We start from the raw sequence: 16042 nt of genomic DNA, 5'->3' as shown, positions 1-16042 counted from the left end.
GAAGACCCCTACGGCGACCCCGCAGATATCTCGTCTTACGGCAATGTTCGCCCAGCTAGTGAAGACCCTTACGGCGATCCCGCAGATATCTCGTCTTACGGCAATGTTCGCCCAGCTAGCGAAGACCCTTACGGCGACCCCGCAGACACTGGGGAGTTTGGTGACGTCCGCCCAGCCAGCGAAGACCCCTATGGCGACCCCGCAGATCAGGATTACCGTCGCTAACGCAAAACCCAACCCTCCAACCCCCTTCTCTAGCAAAAAATGGAGACGATTCAAAGCCTCTCCCTTAGAAAGGAAGAGAATTGGAAAGGCATTTCCAGATTTGATTTATAGGGTGATAAATTTCGGAATTAAAGAATAAGGCAGTGGTATTAGAACCTACTGCCTTTTATTTTTGTTGCTATTTCTACAAATTACGAATTACAAATTACGAACTATTTTATTACCCAAAATTTCCTGCGATCGCTCAATATTTTGACGCACAGATCGAGCCGAAGTATGCAAACCCTCTCTTTCTTCATCGGTAAGCGTCAATTCCAAAATACTTTCAATTCCACCGCATCCCAACCGACAGGGAACACCAATTACAACATCTTCTAAACCGTATTCACCTTGCAGATACGCCGCCACAGGAAGCAACCGCGACTGATTTAATAAAATCGATTCTACCATCACACTAGTAGCCGATGCCGGAGCAAAAAAAGCACCTCCCGTATGCATCAATTCCACAATTTCTGCGCCACCGTTCCGAGTTCTTTCTACCAAACGTTCAATCGTGGTTGCATTTAGCAATTCAGTGATGGGAATGCCGTTAACGGTAGCATAACGAGACAAGGGAACCATTAAATCGCCGTGGCTACCCAATACCATTGCTTTGACATCGGCAGGTAAAACGCCCAATTCTAGGGCAATGAAGGTTTCAAAACGGGCGGAATCTAACACACCAGCCATACCCATAATGCGATCGCGTGGTAAACCTGTTGCTTGCCAAGCTAAATAAGTCATCACATCCAACGGGTTAGTGACGACAATAAAAATAGCATTGGGAGAATGAGCGATCGCATTTTTTGCCGCTTCCACCACAATCTGGGCATTGGTTTTCAACAAATCATCCCGACTCATCCCTGGTCTACGGGGAAATCCAGCGGTAATTACCACGATTTGGGAACCAGATGTATCAGCATAATTATTTGTGCCAATAATCTGGCGATTATGTATTTCAATTCCCCTGGCTTCCATCAAATCCAGCGCCAAACCTTGAGGCATTCCCGCAATAATATCTAGTAAAACGACATCTGCCAGGTTTTTCTCTGCAACGCGTTGAGCTAAAGTACTGCCAACCCTACCCGCACCCACGATGGTGACACGGGGTAAATTACAGACAATTGGGGAGTTAGGGGAAAAAGACATAAATTAAGATGCCATTTTTATCAACAAGAATTCAGGAGTCAGAATAAATGCTGAATTCTGAATTATGACTCCTGAAGTCTTTTTACTTATTTAAACTCTTCGAGTTGATCTACACGTAACCAAATATTAGGTGTTGGCACTTTCCCAAACTTAATCAGGGCGTAATCACCTTTAATATCTACAATTTCGCCCTTGGTTTCAAACAAATAAGAAGGAAAGCGAGCATCACTGGCTTTAGCCTCCAGACTGTTTTCTAGTTTCTCGCGCACAGCGCGAACCAAATCTCCTTTTTTGACTGCCATGAGTTCCTCTCTCAAATTTGTAACGTCTTTCACCTGCATTTTAAAAGAGTTTCGAGTTAGAACTCCTAACTCTTGTAAAGACGCGATTAATCGCGTCTCCTAACTCCCCGTAACGTTTGACACTGGGAGCAAAAATGACTAGATCGCCCAGCTAGCCTGATCCGTTGAATTGCTGTACCACAAACTCGACAGGGTTCTCCAGCACGGTTATAAACCCAGGCTACACCACCATAGTTGCCGTTAGTACCTTTAACATTTAAGAAATTACTAAATGTCGTACCACCAGCCTCAATACTGGTTTCTAACACTTGAATTATCGCTGTTCGCAAAAGTTCAATTTGCTTTAGCTGCAAATCTATACACAAGGTTTCAGGTAAAATTCCACTCTTAAATAATGCTTCATCAGCATAGATGTTACCTAATCCCGCCACCACCGATTGATCTAGTAGCGCAGTCTTAATTGGACGGCGGCGGTTGTGAAGTTTGTTTGCTAGATATTCAACAGTGAATTCGGGTGAAAATGGATCTGCTGCCAGTTTTGCCAAACCAGTCATAATACTTTCAACAGCAACACCAGGCGGAACCCACCATATTTTACCGAAGGTTCGCTGGTCAACAAAACGCAATTCTTGCCGATCCCCAAAGAATAATCTAACCCGCGTATGCTTGTGTAATGGTTCATCTCTATCCAGCCATAATAGTTGACCGGTCATTCGCAGATGAACCCCTAGCCAACTTGTGGAAGAGGGGGAGGAAAGTTCGGCAAGCAAATATTTACCGCGACGATGCCAAGTAGTGATGGCTGCGCCAACCCCTCCGGGGTAGGCATTATATTTAATTCCATTAACAAACTCACCAACAGAAAACGGGTAGGCGATGGTGCGATCGAGCAACACATCTCCTCCCGTGATTTCTTGGTTGAGGGTCAATTGATTTAGACCCCTTCGGACTGTTTCAACTTCAGGCAGTTCAGGCATTCAAGCTGAGTTAAGCAGGCAATTATGATTTATTTGAGGGATCGAGGAAGAAAAGATGGGGTAGTAACTTACATAGCCGTAGATGGCTCGTATTACTACCCAAAAGAAACCGTAAATACCCGCAGGGCGGCTCTCGCAGATTAGGGTAGGCTAGGACAAAGAATGAATGAACTGAAATTTTCAGACTTCATACTTCAGACTTTAAGACTACCCTTCATCATCGCATCAAACAACCCCCTTGTAGCTTTGCTGCTATTTTTTCGGTGCTTTAGCCTTTGGTGCTTCAACCTCGACTAATTCATCCTGGGCAAAGTTGTTGGTATTAATACCAGAGTAATTGACCTTATCAAAGCGGACAATTACAGGGTATTTGATGCCGCTTTGGTCGATGGAAGCCACAGTTCCTAGATCCTGAAACCAGTAGGATTCAGGGCGGAGAATACGTACTTTAGAACCACGTTGAACCATGATTATTTTCCCTTTTAGTTATCAATCGCCAATCTAGAGGGCTAATTGATTTCACTCTACAACCTCAAGGTCGCAGCAAGAGTCTTTGTTAAGTTATTTGTCTGAATTGGGGAGTGGGTATGGGGCATGGGGCATGGGGCATTGGGCGTTAGGAGTGCTGTTAGCGGAAAGCAAAGGTTTAGCCCGTGCTGAGTTAGGAGTTAGGAGTTAAGAGTTAGGAGTTTTGTTTATCTCCTTGTCCCCTTGTCCCCTCATCTCCCTCATCTTCCCGCTCCTCTGCCCCCTGCTCCCCAGTTACATACCACATCCAAAATTGGAAAAGGTATTAAACCCCGCTTGACAAGGTAGACGTTTTAGTGTACCTTCATTCGCAAATAGCTATTTTGTAAAAGCTTATGTTTTAGTTAAGACAAACACACTTCCCTCATTACCTCTGCCGATCCGTAGGTCGTTATCTATATAAGTGATATCTAACCAGCCTTGCTGTTTGTCACTGTTTATGGCAACATCAATTCCGGGAAATTTTCTACCTGCTTCAATTTGTTGGATAAAAGTTACCGGAGAATTGTATTCTATTAAACGTTGTAAGCCGATAATAGAACGTTCAAATTTCACTTGGACACGCCGACCTGAAACTGGCTCAAATTTAGCAGCAACGCTGACTAATCCTTCTAAATAAGGTAAGCCATAAATCTCAGCTATGTTGTAAACACTGGTAGTATCTACCCGGATATACTGATAGATTTGACCCAGTTTACATAAAGGTAAACGATCTAAGTTTAAAAGAGCCTTGCTAGTGGTGTATAGTAATCGCCAATTGCCATCTAGCAAATTACTAGCTTCCACCGGACGGGGTGTAGGATTAAAGTCTTCTAAATTGGCGATCGCTGCTAAGATAACCTGTTTCTGTTCTTCGGTCGCCAGTAGACCGCGATTTGTACCAGCGATCGCATCCATAAGAGCCGCTTTTCTCATCATCGCCTGTCACCTCAAAAATCACTCACTTTCCATCAGCATAAACAAGATATTAATGACATATATGTAGAGCCATAAAAATTACTAAGAATCGCTTGACCTAAGCCTTATGCTTATTAAATAAAAAAATTTCTATCTGAATGCGGATTTATCAATTAAAGGGTTGAAAAGATAACTAAATTAATCCGTGTCAAGTGATAGACTCTAAATGTCAACTTACGTAAACCTTTTCTTGTCCTGACTCGATATGTTGAACTCTCCATTACGTGAAGCAGCTCGTAACCAAAGAGCCGATGTCATCCCCCTAAAGCCAGAGTCCTCTTTGTTGGACTGGTTACAAAACAACGGTCGCATCATCGCCCGTGACGTTCACGAACCGGATTTTCAAGCTGACGAAGAAGGAATAGACTCCCTAATGGGTGTAGATGATGGAATTGGCTACGACCTCGATGATGATGACAATGATGATATAGGAATCGCTGAGAATTAGCCTTTTCAGGCTAGGGACTTGGTAGTATCCCTAGTTACTGCTATTCAATTTTATTAAGTGTGGAGTGAAGGGAAACTTCTGTGGACGCTAAATTATCTCCTGAGCAAGGATTAAACATTTCTGGAATCGCTCTAGCCTCTTTATTAGCCGTAGGGTTAGGTACAACAGCATTTTTCTTGGATTCGATGGCCAATCGGCTACCGTGGCAAAGTATGTCGCTAACTCTGCCACTACTGTTGTGTGCGTTGGGTTCAGGTGTGGTGGGCTATTGGGTAATACCTTTACTTCAAGCACTTAAAACTGGGCAAATAATTCGTGAAGATGGCCCTCAAGCTCATCTCAAAAAGGCAGGCACTCCCACAATGGGCGGTATATTTTTTATACCTGTATCTGTATTGCTTGCCTGTATATTGTCTAACTTTTCTAAAGAGGTGCTTGCAGTTTCGGCTTTGACAATCAGCTATGGATTGATTGGCTGGCTCGACGATTGGCAAATTCTGCGCCGGAAATCAAATAAAGGTATATCTCCACAAACAAAACTGGCTTTGCAGGTGAGTTTTGCGGCTATGTTTTGTCTATGGCTGATGTTTAATCAACCTTCTAATATTACAAATATTGCTTTGCCTTGGGTAAGCTTCACACTACCATTAGGATTCCTATTTTGGCCTTTAGCAGGTTTTGTACTAGTTGCAGAAAGTAATGCGACTAATTTAACAGATGGTATTGATGGCTTGGCAGCAGGAACAGTAGCGATCGCACTTTTGGCATTAGGTGCTTTAGTCGCACCAACAGCACCAGGATTGATGGTTTTCTGTGCTGCTTTAAGTGGCGGGTGCTTAGGTTTCTTAGCCCATAATCGTAACCCAGCCCGCGTTTTCATGGGAGATACTGGTTCCCTGGCACTGGGAGGAGCTTTAGCTGCTGTAGCACTATTGACAAACAGCTTAGTAGGTCTGTTTATTCTCAGTGGTATCTTCTTTGTAGAAACCCTCTCGGTAATGGCACAGGTAAGTTATTACAAAGCCACGAAGGGCCCCGATGGCAAAGGCAAACGTCTCTTTAAAATGGCACCTTTACACCATCATTTAGAACTTACTGGCTGGTCAGAATTGCAAGTGGTTGGAGTTTTTTATATAATCGCAGCGATTTTGGCTACCATCTGTTTAGCGATCGCTCCATTCTGAATGTTTTAAAAACTGCTTGAATATAAAAAACAACTCCCATATCTTCAGGGAGTTGTTTTTTTATAGAGTAAATTTATAAGTTTCTGATTTCTATGGCAACTGAAGCGCAAAGGATAGTCATAGAGTCAATCTAAAATCTAAAATCTAAAATTGTTTGACCGCTTGCGGTATTCTAAATTCTTTATTCTTCAATTATAAGTATTTACATATTCCCTAACTCGATTCTTCCCTGTTCGCTTTGCCTCAAGCATCGCTTGATTCGCCCGATTTAGAAAATCTTTAACCGTAATCCCTGGTTCTGATACAGCTATTCCAAAAGAAGCGGTGATGCTTTCGAGGAGCCGATCGCCATCCTTCAATTGCATTTGTTCAATATCTACCCTTAATTGCTCTACTCGCTTTCTGAGCGTTTCTAGTGTCATATTAGGCATGACAATCACAAATTCTTCACCGCCCCATCTGCAAGCAATGTCAAAAGAGCGAATAGATTTTAAAAGTAACTTTGCTAACCCCTGGAGAACAATGTTGGCAGTTACGTGTCCATAGCGCGAGTTGTAAGACTTGAAGTTATCGATATCAAGAAAAATAATACTAAGAGGTTGTCCCGATCGTTCCGCTTCCGCTAACCTTTGTTCTGTTATGCTTTCCATATAGCTTTGATTGAATAGTTGGGTCATCCCATCCCGCAAGTTTTCATGGGTTAGACGTTGTTTAATCGATAGATTATTCAGTGCAATGCCTAATGTTCTAGCAATAATCTCAGAAGTTTGTCGATCTTCTGGACTGATTTCTTCAAGCGCGTCGAGGTGTAAAATTCCAACTACTTCGCCTTGTGCAAACAATGGAACGCACAAATGTGTGCCGCTAACAGGCTGTATTAAGTGACTGCACATTAGTCCGGAATTACGAGGCGATGAAAGATTTAATTTTCCTCTCCGCAAAGCCCAACAATCAGATAGTGAAAATATTTCTTTACTCCTTCTTTCACCTCCCCAAAAACTATTCATCTGAACATAATTTTTAGAATTAGCAATTATATAAATAGAACCCCTTATATTCGGAAATAGCTTGGAACACGTTAAAGCAACTACTTGATACACCTCATCTTCAGACTCGCAGGAATAAAGTATCTCCGCCATATCTGAGAGATATATAAGTTCTCGTTTTTTTGCTTCTAATTTCAGTGTTTTTTCTTCTAGTTGCCGATTTAAATCAGTGAGCGATCGCTGTGCTTCTATAGATTCTGTAATATCGATACTGATCCCACCAACGCGGTAAGCACCCGTTGCGCCATCGCTAAACGGAAACTTAAACGATAGCCAGTAGCACGGCTGATTATTAGCAGATACCTTTACTTCTTCAATCAGCTTCAAGGGACGTAGAGTTTTCAGAACGATTCGATCGTTTTCCATTACTCGCCGCCCCTCTTCTGGATCTGGCAAGAATTCACTATCCGTTTTTCCTAACCATTCTTGTGGATCTACCGAAAATCTAGATTGTAGCTCCCGATTGTAGTATATAATTCTAGATTTCTCATCTTTGATATAGGCTGCAAATGGCCCCTGATCTAGGAATAGGCGTTGCATCTGCTGACTACGTTGCAGTTCGCGGGTATCTTCTTGATATCTGGCGATCGCCTTGACAATTTGATAAGCGGTTGGCATTAGGTAGAGTAAGGTAGACAAGGAAATAAACGCCATTACATCGAGTACGCCTAAGTGCAGCAGCGACACTGCCATATATGGCTCAAAGATCGCCAAAAAGTGATGAAATCCGCAAAATAGTACGAATCCACCTGATAACAAAAAAGCTACCCAAAACTTAGAAGGGATAGTTGCCTTAGTTTTGGCAAAGCAAATCCCTATTACTATGGGGATACCAAAGTATGAAAATGCAGTAATGCTGTGAGCAATTATGCAATTCCAGTAAATAGGTTCCATTACTGACCTGATATTAATATTTCATCCGTTTGACTATAATTCTAGGTAGCCTCAATATGTAAGGATAGAAAGGATGATTTCAGTACCTGATGCCTTAGTTTTACAAAAGTTATTATGGTAACTATCTGAACAGCTGCTAATTTCACCCCTTACAAACCTGGCTTACCAAGTGAGTGAGTTCGGGCAAAATGAGTTTTTCCATCGCCAGTCGTACAGCATTACTGGAACCAGGAAGCAAGAAGATTAATTTATTTTGATAAACACCAGCAACAGCGCGAGATGCGATCGCCCGCGAACCAATTTCTTGATAACTTAAAAAACGAAATAACTCACCAAATCCCGGCAAAGTTTTCTCCAGTAACTTCTCAATGGCATCGTAGGTGGTATCTCTTGGTGCAATACCTGTACCACCATTGAAAATTACAGCATCCAAATTTGCGCTTTTACCTAGATTTTCTATCTGCCCTTGAATTTGTGCTGGTTCATCTTTAATAATCGTGTAGGCTCCTACAGCATGGTTAGCATCAAGGAGTAACTGCTGAATTAGCTGGCCGCTTTTGTCTGTTTCCAAAGTGCGTGTATCGCTGACAGTAACTACAGCACAAGTTACTAAAACTCCAGGCGAGTCTGGATGGGGTTGTGGCATTATATGTCACTCATGTACTTTTAATAATGGATAATTGGGCATGGTAAATGACGCATTGACAATTATCAATGCCCCATGCCCTATGCCCTATTCTCTATGCCTCATTTTTGCTCAGTCCCAGATCGTTTTCTTCAGCATACCGCTCCATGAAACGCATAAAGCGCTCCCATTCTTGAGCTGATTTCATTACGTAAAGTGCTTCTAATTCTTCCGGTTTCCCGTTAATAAATTTAGCCTTAACTTCACGGGTAATTATCTCGCCTTCTTCGTCAATCAAGTACATTCCGGTAATATCTTCGGTAGTACCTTGATCTAAAATTTTTGGATTCGTAAAAGTAAATGTCGCTGTACCACTGTCCCCAGTACGCGATCGCGTCAAGCGCACATCTGGAGTTACCTCTTCGTCAAGACCTCTAGAAAACTGGATTTTCGCCATGATGAATGAATTTAAACTTTGGTAATGGTTAATTTAATATTCTCTCATCAATTAGAACACCACGGTCTAGAGGCTACTGTTATTCAGTTTTTAGTGTATATACTTAAATCGCTTCTTTTTCAAGTAATAAAGTTACGGGGCCGTCGTTTTCAATCGTAACTTGCATCATGACACCAAACTTACCTGTTTCTACCTGCAACCCGCTAGCTCTTAACTTGATAACAAAACGATTATACAAATCTTCTGCCGATTGGGGAGCAGCTGAACGGTCAAAAGAAGGACGGCGACCTTTGCGACAGTCACCATAAAGTGTAAACTGACTGACTACTAACAAATCGCCGCCAATTTCTTGTATGGATTTTTGCCAACGGTTGTCTCCTTCTTGGTCAGGAAACAGCCGCAATTCTAAGCATTTACGCACCATCCAGTCGATTTCAGCATCAGTATCGGTATTGGCTATACCTACAAGCAAATTTAGCCCCTGCCCAATTTTGCTGATAATTTCACCATTAACTGTAACTTGAGATGATTTGACTCGCTGGATAACAACGCGCATTTTAATCTAAACGTTCGTGAGGAAGCGTTTTCATTCATCAGGACAAATGGCAGAGCAATTGGGAATGAGTTCCCAGATTCTACCTGGGAACGAGTATTAAACTCTTAACTCCTAACTTTTATTTGCCAAACCCTTTACCGCGAGAGGTTGAAGGTAGACAAATGCATTTTTCAAGTTGACTAATTAAAGCCTCACGATCCAAATTTTGACCAATCAGCACTAGCTGGTTTTTCAGTTGACCTTTCCATTCATCATCATCCAAGGTGAAGCGTTTACCGCAAAGGTGGAAAATATGACGCTTCGGACTTTCATCAAACCACATAATCCCCTTCGCTCGGAAGATATTTGAGGGTAGCTGGTTATCTAAGAAATACTGAAACTTCCTAATAGAAAAAGGCTTGTCACTTTGGAAAGATATGGAAGTAAAACCATCATTTTCTAAATGGTCAGAATGATGGTGATGATCGTGGTGATCGTGGTCATGGTCGTGATGATCGTGACCGCATGTTGAGTGGTCATGATCATCATGATGATCGTGATGTTCATGATCGTGATGGTCGTGTTCATCCACCACTGTGTCAAAATATTTATCCGACTCAAACAGACCAACACTGAGAATTAAAGGAAGTGGCACTTGCGATCGCGTCGCGCGGATAATTCTTGCTCCTTCCTTAACTTCATTAATTTTTCTTTCTAACTCGTTCAAAGTGGCTTCATCAACTAAATCTGCTTTGTTCAGCACAATTACATCGCCATAAGCAATTTGGCTGTATGCTGCCTCAGAGTTAAATAAATCTAGGCTGTAATTTGCCGCGTCTACCACAGTAATAATCGAATCCAAACGGGTTAAATCCCGCAACTCTGTGCCCAGAAATGTTAAAGCTACTGGTAGCGGATCTGCCAATCCAGTTGTTTCCACTACTAGATAATCTAGATTTTCTTGGCGTTCTAAAACTTTGTAAACTGCATCTACTAAATCATTATTAATAGTGCAGCAGATACAACCATTATTTAGCTCCACCATGTTCTCACCAGTGGAAACAATTAGCTCGTTATCGATGCCAATTTCGCCAAATTCATTTACGAGAACAGCGGTTTTTAAACCCTGTTGGTTGTTGAGGATATGATTGAGTAAAGTCGTCTTGCCACTACCGAGGAAACCAGTAATAATTGTTACTGGCATTCCTTGTTTGGGCGTATCCATTGCCGAAGATTCTGGTGTAACTGCTGATTGCATAGCGCTGTGATCAAATATTCAAAAAATAGTAATGTAGCGCAGATGGTCCAGAAAACACTAGCGCCGCAAGGCGGAAGTCAAAAGTCAAAAACCTTTGATTTCTGAGCTTTCGAGATTTTGTCCAATAGTATGTTGATTTCCGCCGTGACGTACTAGCATAGGGATGCTGGACTGTCATCCCAGCTGCTTTACCCTATTATTACGTATCTCTCTATTTCAGCATTACTCTGTTATGACCCTAACCCTTTACAATACCCTCACCCGTCGTCAAGAACCGTTTGAAACAGTCGAAACAGGCAAGGTTAAGATGTATTACTGCGGTGTGACGGTATATGACTACTGCCATTTGGGTCATGCTAGAGCTTGCATCGTTTGGGATGTAATACGCCGATACCTCCAGTTTATCGGTTATGAAGTCCGATATATCCAGAATTTTACTGATATTGATGACAAGATTCTCAATCGAGCCTGTGCTGAAAATTCATCGATGGAAGCCGTAGCCGATCGCTTTATCAAAGCATATTTTGAAGATATGGCGCGGCTCTCAATCAAAGAAGCTGATGAATATCCGCGTGCTACCCACACGATGAATGGCATTCAGCGATTAATTCATGAGCTAGAAAATAAGGGTTTTGCTTACCCTGCTGACGGCGATGTTTATTATGCAGTGCGGCAGTTTTCTGAGTATGGCAAGCTTTCTGGACAGAAATTAGAAGATTTGCAAGCCGGGAAAAGCGATCGCGTCAACATAGAAGATCCAGAGTACCAGAAAAAGAAAGACTCCTTCGATTTTGCTTTATGGAAGGCAGCAAAACCGGGAGAACCTGCTTGGGAATCACCTTGGGGCGCAGGCCGTCCGGGGTGGCATATAGAATGCTCGGCAATGGTGCGCGATCGCTTGGGTGATACCATCGATATTCATGCTGGGGGTGCCGACTTAATTTTTCCCCACCACGAAAACGAAATTGCTCAATCTGAGGCTGTAACAGGAAAACCCCTAGCGCGTTACTGGTTACATAACGGCATGGTGACAGTAGATGGTCAAAAAATGTCCAAATCTTTGGGCAACTTTACCACTATTCGAGACTTGCTGGATCGAGGAGTTGACCCGATGGCAGTGCGGTTGTTCGTACTGACCGCTCAATATCGTACACCAATTGATTTTACCGACGAAGCGATCGCCGCAGCAACCAATGGTTGGCACACCATTAAAGAAGGTTTACTCTTCGGCTACCAATACGGCAAAAAACTAGGATGGGGAGTGGGGACTACCTCACTACTTCCTGAAACTGTTGAACGCTTTCAAGAAACTGTAAATAACGACTTTAATTTTCCTGGTGGGTTAACAGTGCTATTTGAATTAGCTAAAGAACTGCGCCGTGAGGGAAATATTATTGTCCATGAAGGGAAAACCGAAACATCAGCAGAGGACTTACAACTTCAATGGCAAACTCTCGTTACATTAGCTGGAGTTTTGGGTTTAGAAGCCAAGATAGAAGCGGAAACTTACAAGAGTAATGGTTTAAGCGATACGGAAATTGAAGCGAAAATTCAGCAAAGGCAAGAAGCACGTAAAGCCAAGAATTTTGCCGAAAGCGATCGCATTCGTGACGAACTTCAAGCACAAGGTATTACGCTAATTGATAGCCGTGATGGCACGCGCTGGCACTGGAATTAGGAAGAGTGGGGAGTAGGGAATGGAAAAGCAGGGGAGCAGGGGAGCAGGGGAGCAGGGGAGAAATTGCAGTAAGTTTTTCCCCTCCGCACCTCTGCCCCTCCGCACCTTTGCACCTCTGCCCCATTCCCCATTCCCCATTCCCCATTCCCCATTCTTTATTCTTTATTCCCCAAAATTATGTGGTCTGAACTCAAAAAAGCGATCGCTAGTTTCGATATACCCGCTGATTGGATTGGTATTAGAGCCGTAAAGGAAACTTCTACTAACCGTTTAGTCCGTGACGCCTTACCCCAACTAAACGGCAAATCCTTCACTGTCGGAGCCATGCTGGAAGTTTTGGTCAATGGCTGTCTGGGTTATGCAGCTACTAACTCTCTAGAACTGTCTTCCCTGCAAACCGCTGCCCAAACAGCCTACAAACAGGCACTAGCAGCCAGTGAATGGTGGATACATCCTTTCCGTGAAAGTGAGCGCCCTAAAGTCGTTGGTGAATATAAATCTCCATTTATTGAGCCATTGGATGCTCTGAGTCCAGGAGAAATCAACAATTTACTAGTTCGCATTTGCCAAACGCTGAAAGTTGACGACAAAATTGTGCAAACCATAGCCAGTGCCAGCACCACTGAGAGAGAATCTTGGTTTGTTAGCAGCAACGGCTCAGAAGTTTATCAAAAAATTCTATCTATAGGCACTCATTATGGAGCCACCGCCCAAGATGGAGCAGTTGTACAGCAGCGCAGCAACAACGGCTCGCAAGCAAACTGTTACCAAGGCGGACTCGAACTGTTAAAACAAGAAAACTTATGGCATCGGGTGCGGCAAATAGGTGAACAAGCAATAGAACTCTTGACAGCAGAAGAATGCCCAACCACCCGTACCAATTTAGTTTTAGCTCCAGATCAAATGATGCTGCAAATCCATGAAAGTGTTGGGCATCCCCTAGAAATTGACCGAATTTTGGGAGATGAGCGTAATTATGCTGGGGGTAGCTTTGTTAATAAAAGCGATTTTGGCAACCTAGTATATGGTTCGCCTTTGATGAACATTACCTTTGATCCTACCGTGCCTGGTGAATTTTCTAGCTACGGCTTTGATGATACCGGTGCTGTAGCGACACGGGAGTATTTGGTTAAAGAAGGTGTACTGCAACGGGGTTTAGGCAGTCTAGAGAGTCAAGTAAGAGCAGGTGTACCAGGAGTTGCCTGTGCCCGTGCTTGCTCATGGAATCGGCCAGCGATCGATCGCATGGGTAACTTGAATTTAGAGCCTTTAAACGGCACTTTTGAAGATATTATTGGCGGGATAGAACACGGGGTTTACATGGAATCTAACCGTTCTTGGTCAATTGATGATCGCCGCTACAAATTCCAATTTGGTTGTGAGTACGCTAAATTAATTGAAAATGGCAAACTCACCAAAACCCTTCGTAATCCAAATTACCGCGCCACAACACCAGAGTTTTGGCATACTTTAATTAAAGTCGGAGATGCCACAAATTGGCAAATATATGGTACTCCTTATTGTGGCAAAGGAGAACCAAATCAGGCCATTTGGGTAGGACACGGTTCGCCTATCTGTGTGTTTGCTAATGTTGAAGTTTTTGGTGGAGGAACTTGAAAAAAGTTAGGAGTTGAAAGTTATAAGTTAAAAGTTAAAAAAATCTTCAACTCATAACTCCTCACTCCTAACTTATAACTTTTTCCCCTTCTCCACTCCCTATTAATATTTAACATCTATGAAAATTGAGGAATTATCTGCATTAGAAGTCAGTTTTAATCGACTGATTGAAACTCTGCTGATCAAGAAAGCAGAAAATGAACAATTTACTGTAAGACTTAGCAGTGAGATAAGTCAATTTACTCGTTTTAATCATGCGAAAGTGCGACAAACTGGTTGTGTTGCTGATGGTTGGATAGAACTAACTTTGATGAAAGAGCAGCGCAACAGTGTTCGGCAGTTTCCCTTTACTGGCAATTGGGAGGTAGACTGGCAGTTAGCATATAATTCTTTACAGGAATTACGTGAAGAACTTATTTTACTACCCATCGATCCATATCTAGTTTTGCCATCAGGAAATAATACCAGTCGAGAAATACATTTTGGGAATTTATTGGCGGCAGAAGCAGTAGTCTCAACGGTGCTAGAACTTGTTGCTGAATTAGATTTTACAGGGATATATGCAGGGGGAATGGTAATTAAAGCTTATGGTGATTCTAGCGGTCAAAAACACTGGTTTGCTACTGATTCTTTCACATTAGATTATTCTCTATTCTCTACATCTGGACAAGCTGTTAAGGGTACATTTGCCGGGAGTGATTGGAATGAATCTACATATATTGCCAAAATTAGCGAAGCTAAAAAACAACTAGAATTGCTTGCTCACCCAACTAAAGAACTGCCACGTGGACAGTACAGAACTTATTTTGCACCTGCTGCTGTTGCAGATTTATTATTGATGCTTTCTTGGGGAGCTGTGAGCGAAGCTGATATCCAACAAGGAAACAGTGCTTTAGCTGCTTTATCGCGTCAAGAAAAACAACTTTCTCTAAAATTTAGTTTGAAAGAAAATTTTCAGAGAGGATTAGTGCCGCGATTTAATGAATTGGGAGAAATGGCAGCACCGGAGTTACCTGTAATAGAAAAAGGAAGTTTGGTAAATACTTTGGTGAATTCCCGGACTGCTAAGGAATATCAAAAAATTGCCAACGGCGCTAATGGTTCAGAGACTTTACGAGCGCCAGAAGTGAGTACTGGTAATTTAGTATTTGAGCAGATTCTTCCGAGTTTAGATACAGGATTATATGTATCAAATTTGCATTACTTGAATTGGAGCGATCGCCACACTGGTAGAATCACAGGTATGACTCGTTATGCTTGTTTTTGGGTAGAAAATGGAGAAATTATCGCCCCCATTGAAAACTTACGTTTTGATGAAAGTCTCTATCGCTTCTGGGGAGAAAATCTAATAGATTTGACTACTTTTCAGGAGTTTATTCCCGAAGTAGGAACTTATGAAAGTCGCCAACTAGGAGGTAGTTTAGTTCCCGGTATGCTGGTAGAAGATTTTACATATACTTTGTAATCATCTGCTGAGAGGAAATCAAAAGCCAACAGATAAAAATAGGCTCTATCGCTCCCTTTATGGTTCCTAATATTAAATCCATGCTTTTTTAAACCTATTATCCTTACGCAGAATGAGTTTTGCAGTTTCTCAGCTTGGTATTTAATAATAGCGTAAGTTACTTTAGGATCAGGGGAGCGATAGAACCGAGAAATTTCCCCTAAGAAGATGTTTGAAAAGTATTGCGCGGATAGAAATCGCTACTATACAAACATTCGCGTAGCGTCCCGTAGATAAGGGGGCTTTCCCCATGAACAACTGGCGCACGACTTATAATCGCCAAGGCTAGTAATAAATTAAACCTCTTGCATAAGTCGAATAAACCCCCTTTATCCCCCCGATATATTGGCGGTAAACTTGAAATCTTGCCCCCTCCCCAATACATACGGGGAGGGTTGGGGAGGGGTGATTCAAGGATTTTTGCAAAAGGTCTATTAGACTTTACAAACATCCTCTAACAGGGAGATGACCTCGGAGCTAGCTAATAACAAACAAACTATTAAGCTAGAGCGACGTAGACATCAGCATTTCCAAAACCAACAATATCATTGCGACCATCGCCGTTGATATCGCCAAGCTGACGCGGATATTGGTTAAAGCTAGTCCATCCGCCATCAAC

16 protein-coding genes are annotated in these 16042 nt (G+C 42.4%); 6 read left to right on the top strand and 10 right to left on the bottom strand.

Going from position 1 to position 16042, the window contains the following annotated elements; translation table 11 throughout:
• Positions 1-225, top strand: a 225-nt coding sequence (locus RMY16_RS13945; protein WP_322736859.1) for a translation initiation factor, incomplete at its 5' end; no start/stop codon positions are given.
• Between the two features lie 198 nt (positions 226-423).
• On the opposite strand, the gene mdh is transcribed toward RMY16_RS13945, so the two are convergent.
• From mdh to RMY16_RS13920, 5 genes are all read right to left on the bottom strand, one after another.
• Positions 424-1413, bottom strand: coding sequence for a malate dehydrogenase (mdh, locus tag RMY16_RS13940; RefSeq protein ID WP_322736858.1), 990 nt, complete (start codon positions 1411-1413; stop codon positions 424-426).
• A gap of 86 nt (positions 1414-1499) precedes the next feature.
• The gene (locus tag RMY16_RS13935) at positions 1500-1715 is read right to left on the bottom strand and encodes an NAD(P)H-quinone oxidoreductase subunit O (protein WP_322736857.1); all 216 of its coding nucleotides are present in this window, start codon (positions 1713-1715) and stop codon (positions 1500-1502) included.
• Positions 1716-1801: 86 nt separating this feature from the next.
• Complete coding sequence (locus RMY16_RS13930; protein WP_322736856.1) at positions 1802-2692, bottom strand: DNA-formamidopyrimidine glycosylase; 891 nt, start codon at positions 2690-2692, stop codon at positions 1802-1804.
• 252 nt (positions 2693-2944) lie between these two features.
• The gene (locus RMY16_RS13925) at positions 2945-3160 is read right to left on the bottom strand and encodes a photosystem I reaction center subunit IV (RefSeq protein WP_229451189.1); all 216 of its coding nucleotides are present in this window, start codon (positions 3158-3160) and stop codon (positions 2945-2947) included.
• A gap of 393 nt (positions 3161-3553) precedes the next feature.
• The gene (locus tag RMY16_RS13920; protein ID WP_322736855.1) at positions 3554-4138 is read right to left on the bottom strand and encodes a PAP/fibrillin family protein; all 585 of its coding nucleotides are present in this window, start codon (positions 4136-4138) and stop codon (positions 3554-3556) included.
• Between the two features lie 244 nt (positions 4139-4382).
• On the opposite strand from RMY16_RS13920, the gene RMY16_RS13915 reads away from it, so the two are divergent.
• Both RMY16_RS13915 and mraY read left to right on the top strand, forming a co-directional pair.
• A complete protein-coding gene (locus tag RMY16_RS13915; RefSeq protein WP_322736854.1) occupies positions 4383-4625 on the top strand; it encodes a DUF3134 domain-containing protein in 243 nt (80 codons plus the stop codon).
• A gap of 80 nt (positions 4626-4705) precedes the next feature.
• Positions 4706-5809, top strand: coding sequence for a phospho-N-acetylmuramoyl-pentapeptide-transferase (mraY, locus tag RMY16_RS13910; protein WP_322736853.1), 1104 nt, complete (start codon positions 4706-4708; stop codon positions 5807-5809).
• 188 nt (positions 5810-5997) lie between these two features.
• Here mraY and RMY16_RS13905 read toward each other — a convergent pair whose 3' ends face one another.
• The 5 genes from RMY16_RS13905 to RMY16_RS13885 form a co-directional block, all read right to left on the bottom strand.
• Entirely contained in the window at positions 5998-7749 is a 1752-nt protein-coding gene (locus RMY16_RS13905; RefSeq protein WP_322736852.1) for a diguanylate cyclase, read from the bottom strand.
• 142 nt (positions 7750-7891) lie between these two features.
• A complete protein-coding gene (locus RMY16_RS13900; RefSeq protein ID WP_416211668.1) occupies positions 7892-8395 on the bottom strand; it encodes a MogA/MoaB family molybdenum cofactor biosynthesis protein in 504 nt (167 codons plus the stop codon).
• Between the two features lie 94 nt (positions 8396-8489).
• Positions 8490-8831: a photosystem II reaction center protein Psb28 gene (gene psb28, locus RMY16_RS13895; RefSeq protein WP_322736851.1), complete on the bottom strand. Its 342-nt coding sequence runs from the start codon at positions 8829-8831 to the stop codon at positions 8490-8492.
• Between the two features lie 103 nt (positions 8832-8934).
• The gene (gene dtd / locus RMY16_RS13890; protein WP_322736850.1) at positions 8935-9387 is read right to left on the bottom strand and encodes a D-aminoacyl-tRNA deacylase; all 453 of its coding nucleotides are present in this window, start codon (positions 9385-9387) and stop codon (positions 8935-8937) included.
• Between the two features lie 118 nt (positions 9388-9505).
• On the bottom strand, positions 9506-10624 hold the full coding sequence (locus RMY16_RS13885) for a CobW family GTP-binding protein (protein ID WP_099103284.1): 1119 nt from the start codon (positions 10622-10624) through the stop codon (positions 9506-9508).
• 232 nt (positions 10625-10856) lie between these two features.
• Between RMY16_RS13885 and cysS the strand changes: the two genes are divergently transcribed.
• From cysS to RMY16_RS13870, 3 genes are all read left to right on the top strand, one after another.
• Positions 10857-12302, top strand: coding sequence for a cysteine--tRNA ligase (cysS, locus tag RMY16_RS13880; protein WP_322736849.1), 1446 nt, complete (start codon positions 10857-10859; stop codon positions 12300-12302).
• Positions 12303-12479: 177 nt separating this feature from the next.
• Complete coding sequence (locus RMY16_RS13875) at positions 12480-13919, top strand: TldD/PmbA family protein (RefSeq protein ID WP_322736848.1); 1440 nt, start codon at positions 12480-12482, stop codon at positions 13917-13919.
• A 118-nt stretch (positions 13920-14037) separates the two neighbouring features.
• Positions 14038-15384, top strand: coding sequence for a TldD/PmbA family protein (locus tag RMY16_RS13870; RefSeq protein ID WP_322736847.1), 1347 nt, complete (start codon positions 14038-14040; stop codon positions 15382-15384).
• Positions 15385-16042 lie beyond the last annotated feature (658 nt).

It is taken from the genome of Nostoc sp. DedQUE12b, from assembly GCF_034530835.1.
Classification (GTDB): domain Bacteria; phylum Cyanobacteriota; class Cyanobacteriia; order Cyanobacteriales; family Nostocaceae; genus Nostoc.
This window is presented reverse-complemented; position numbering and strand designations above follow the sequence as displayed.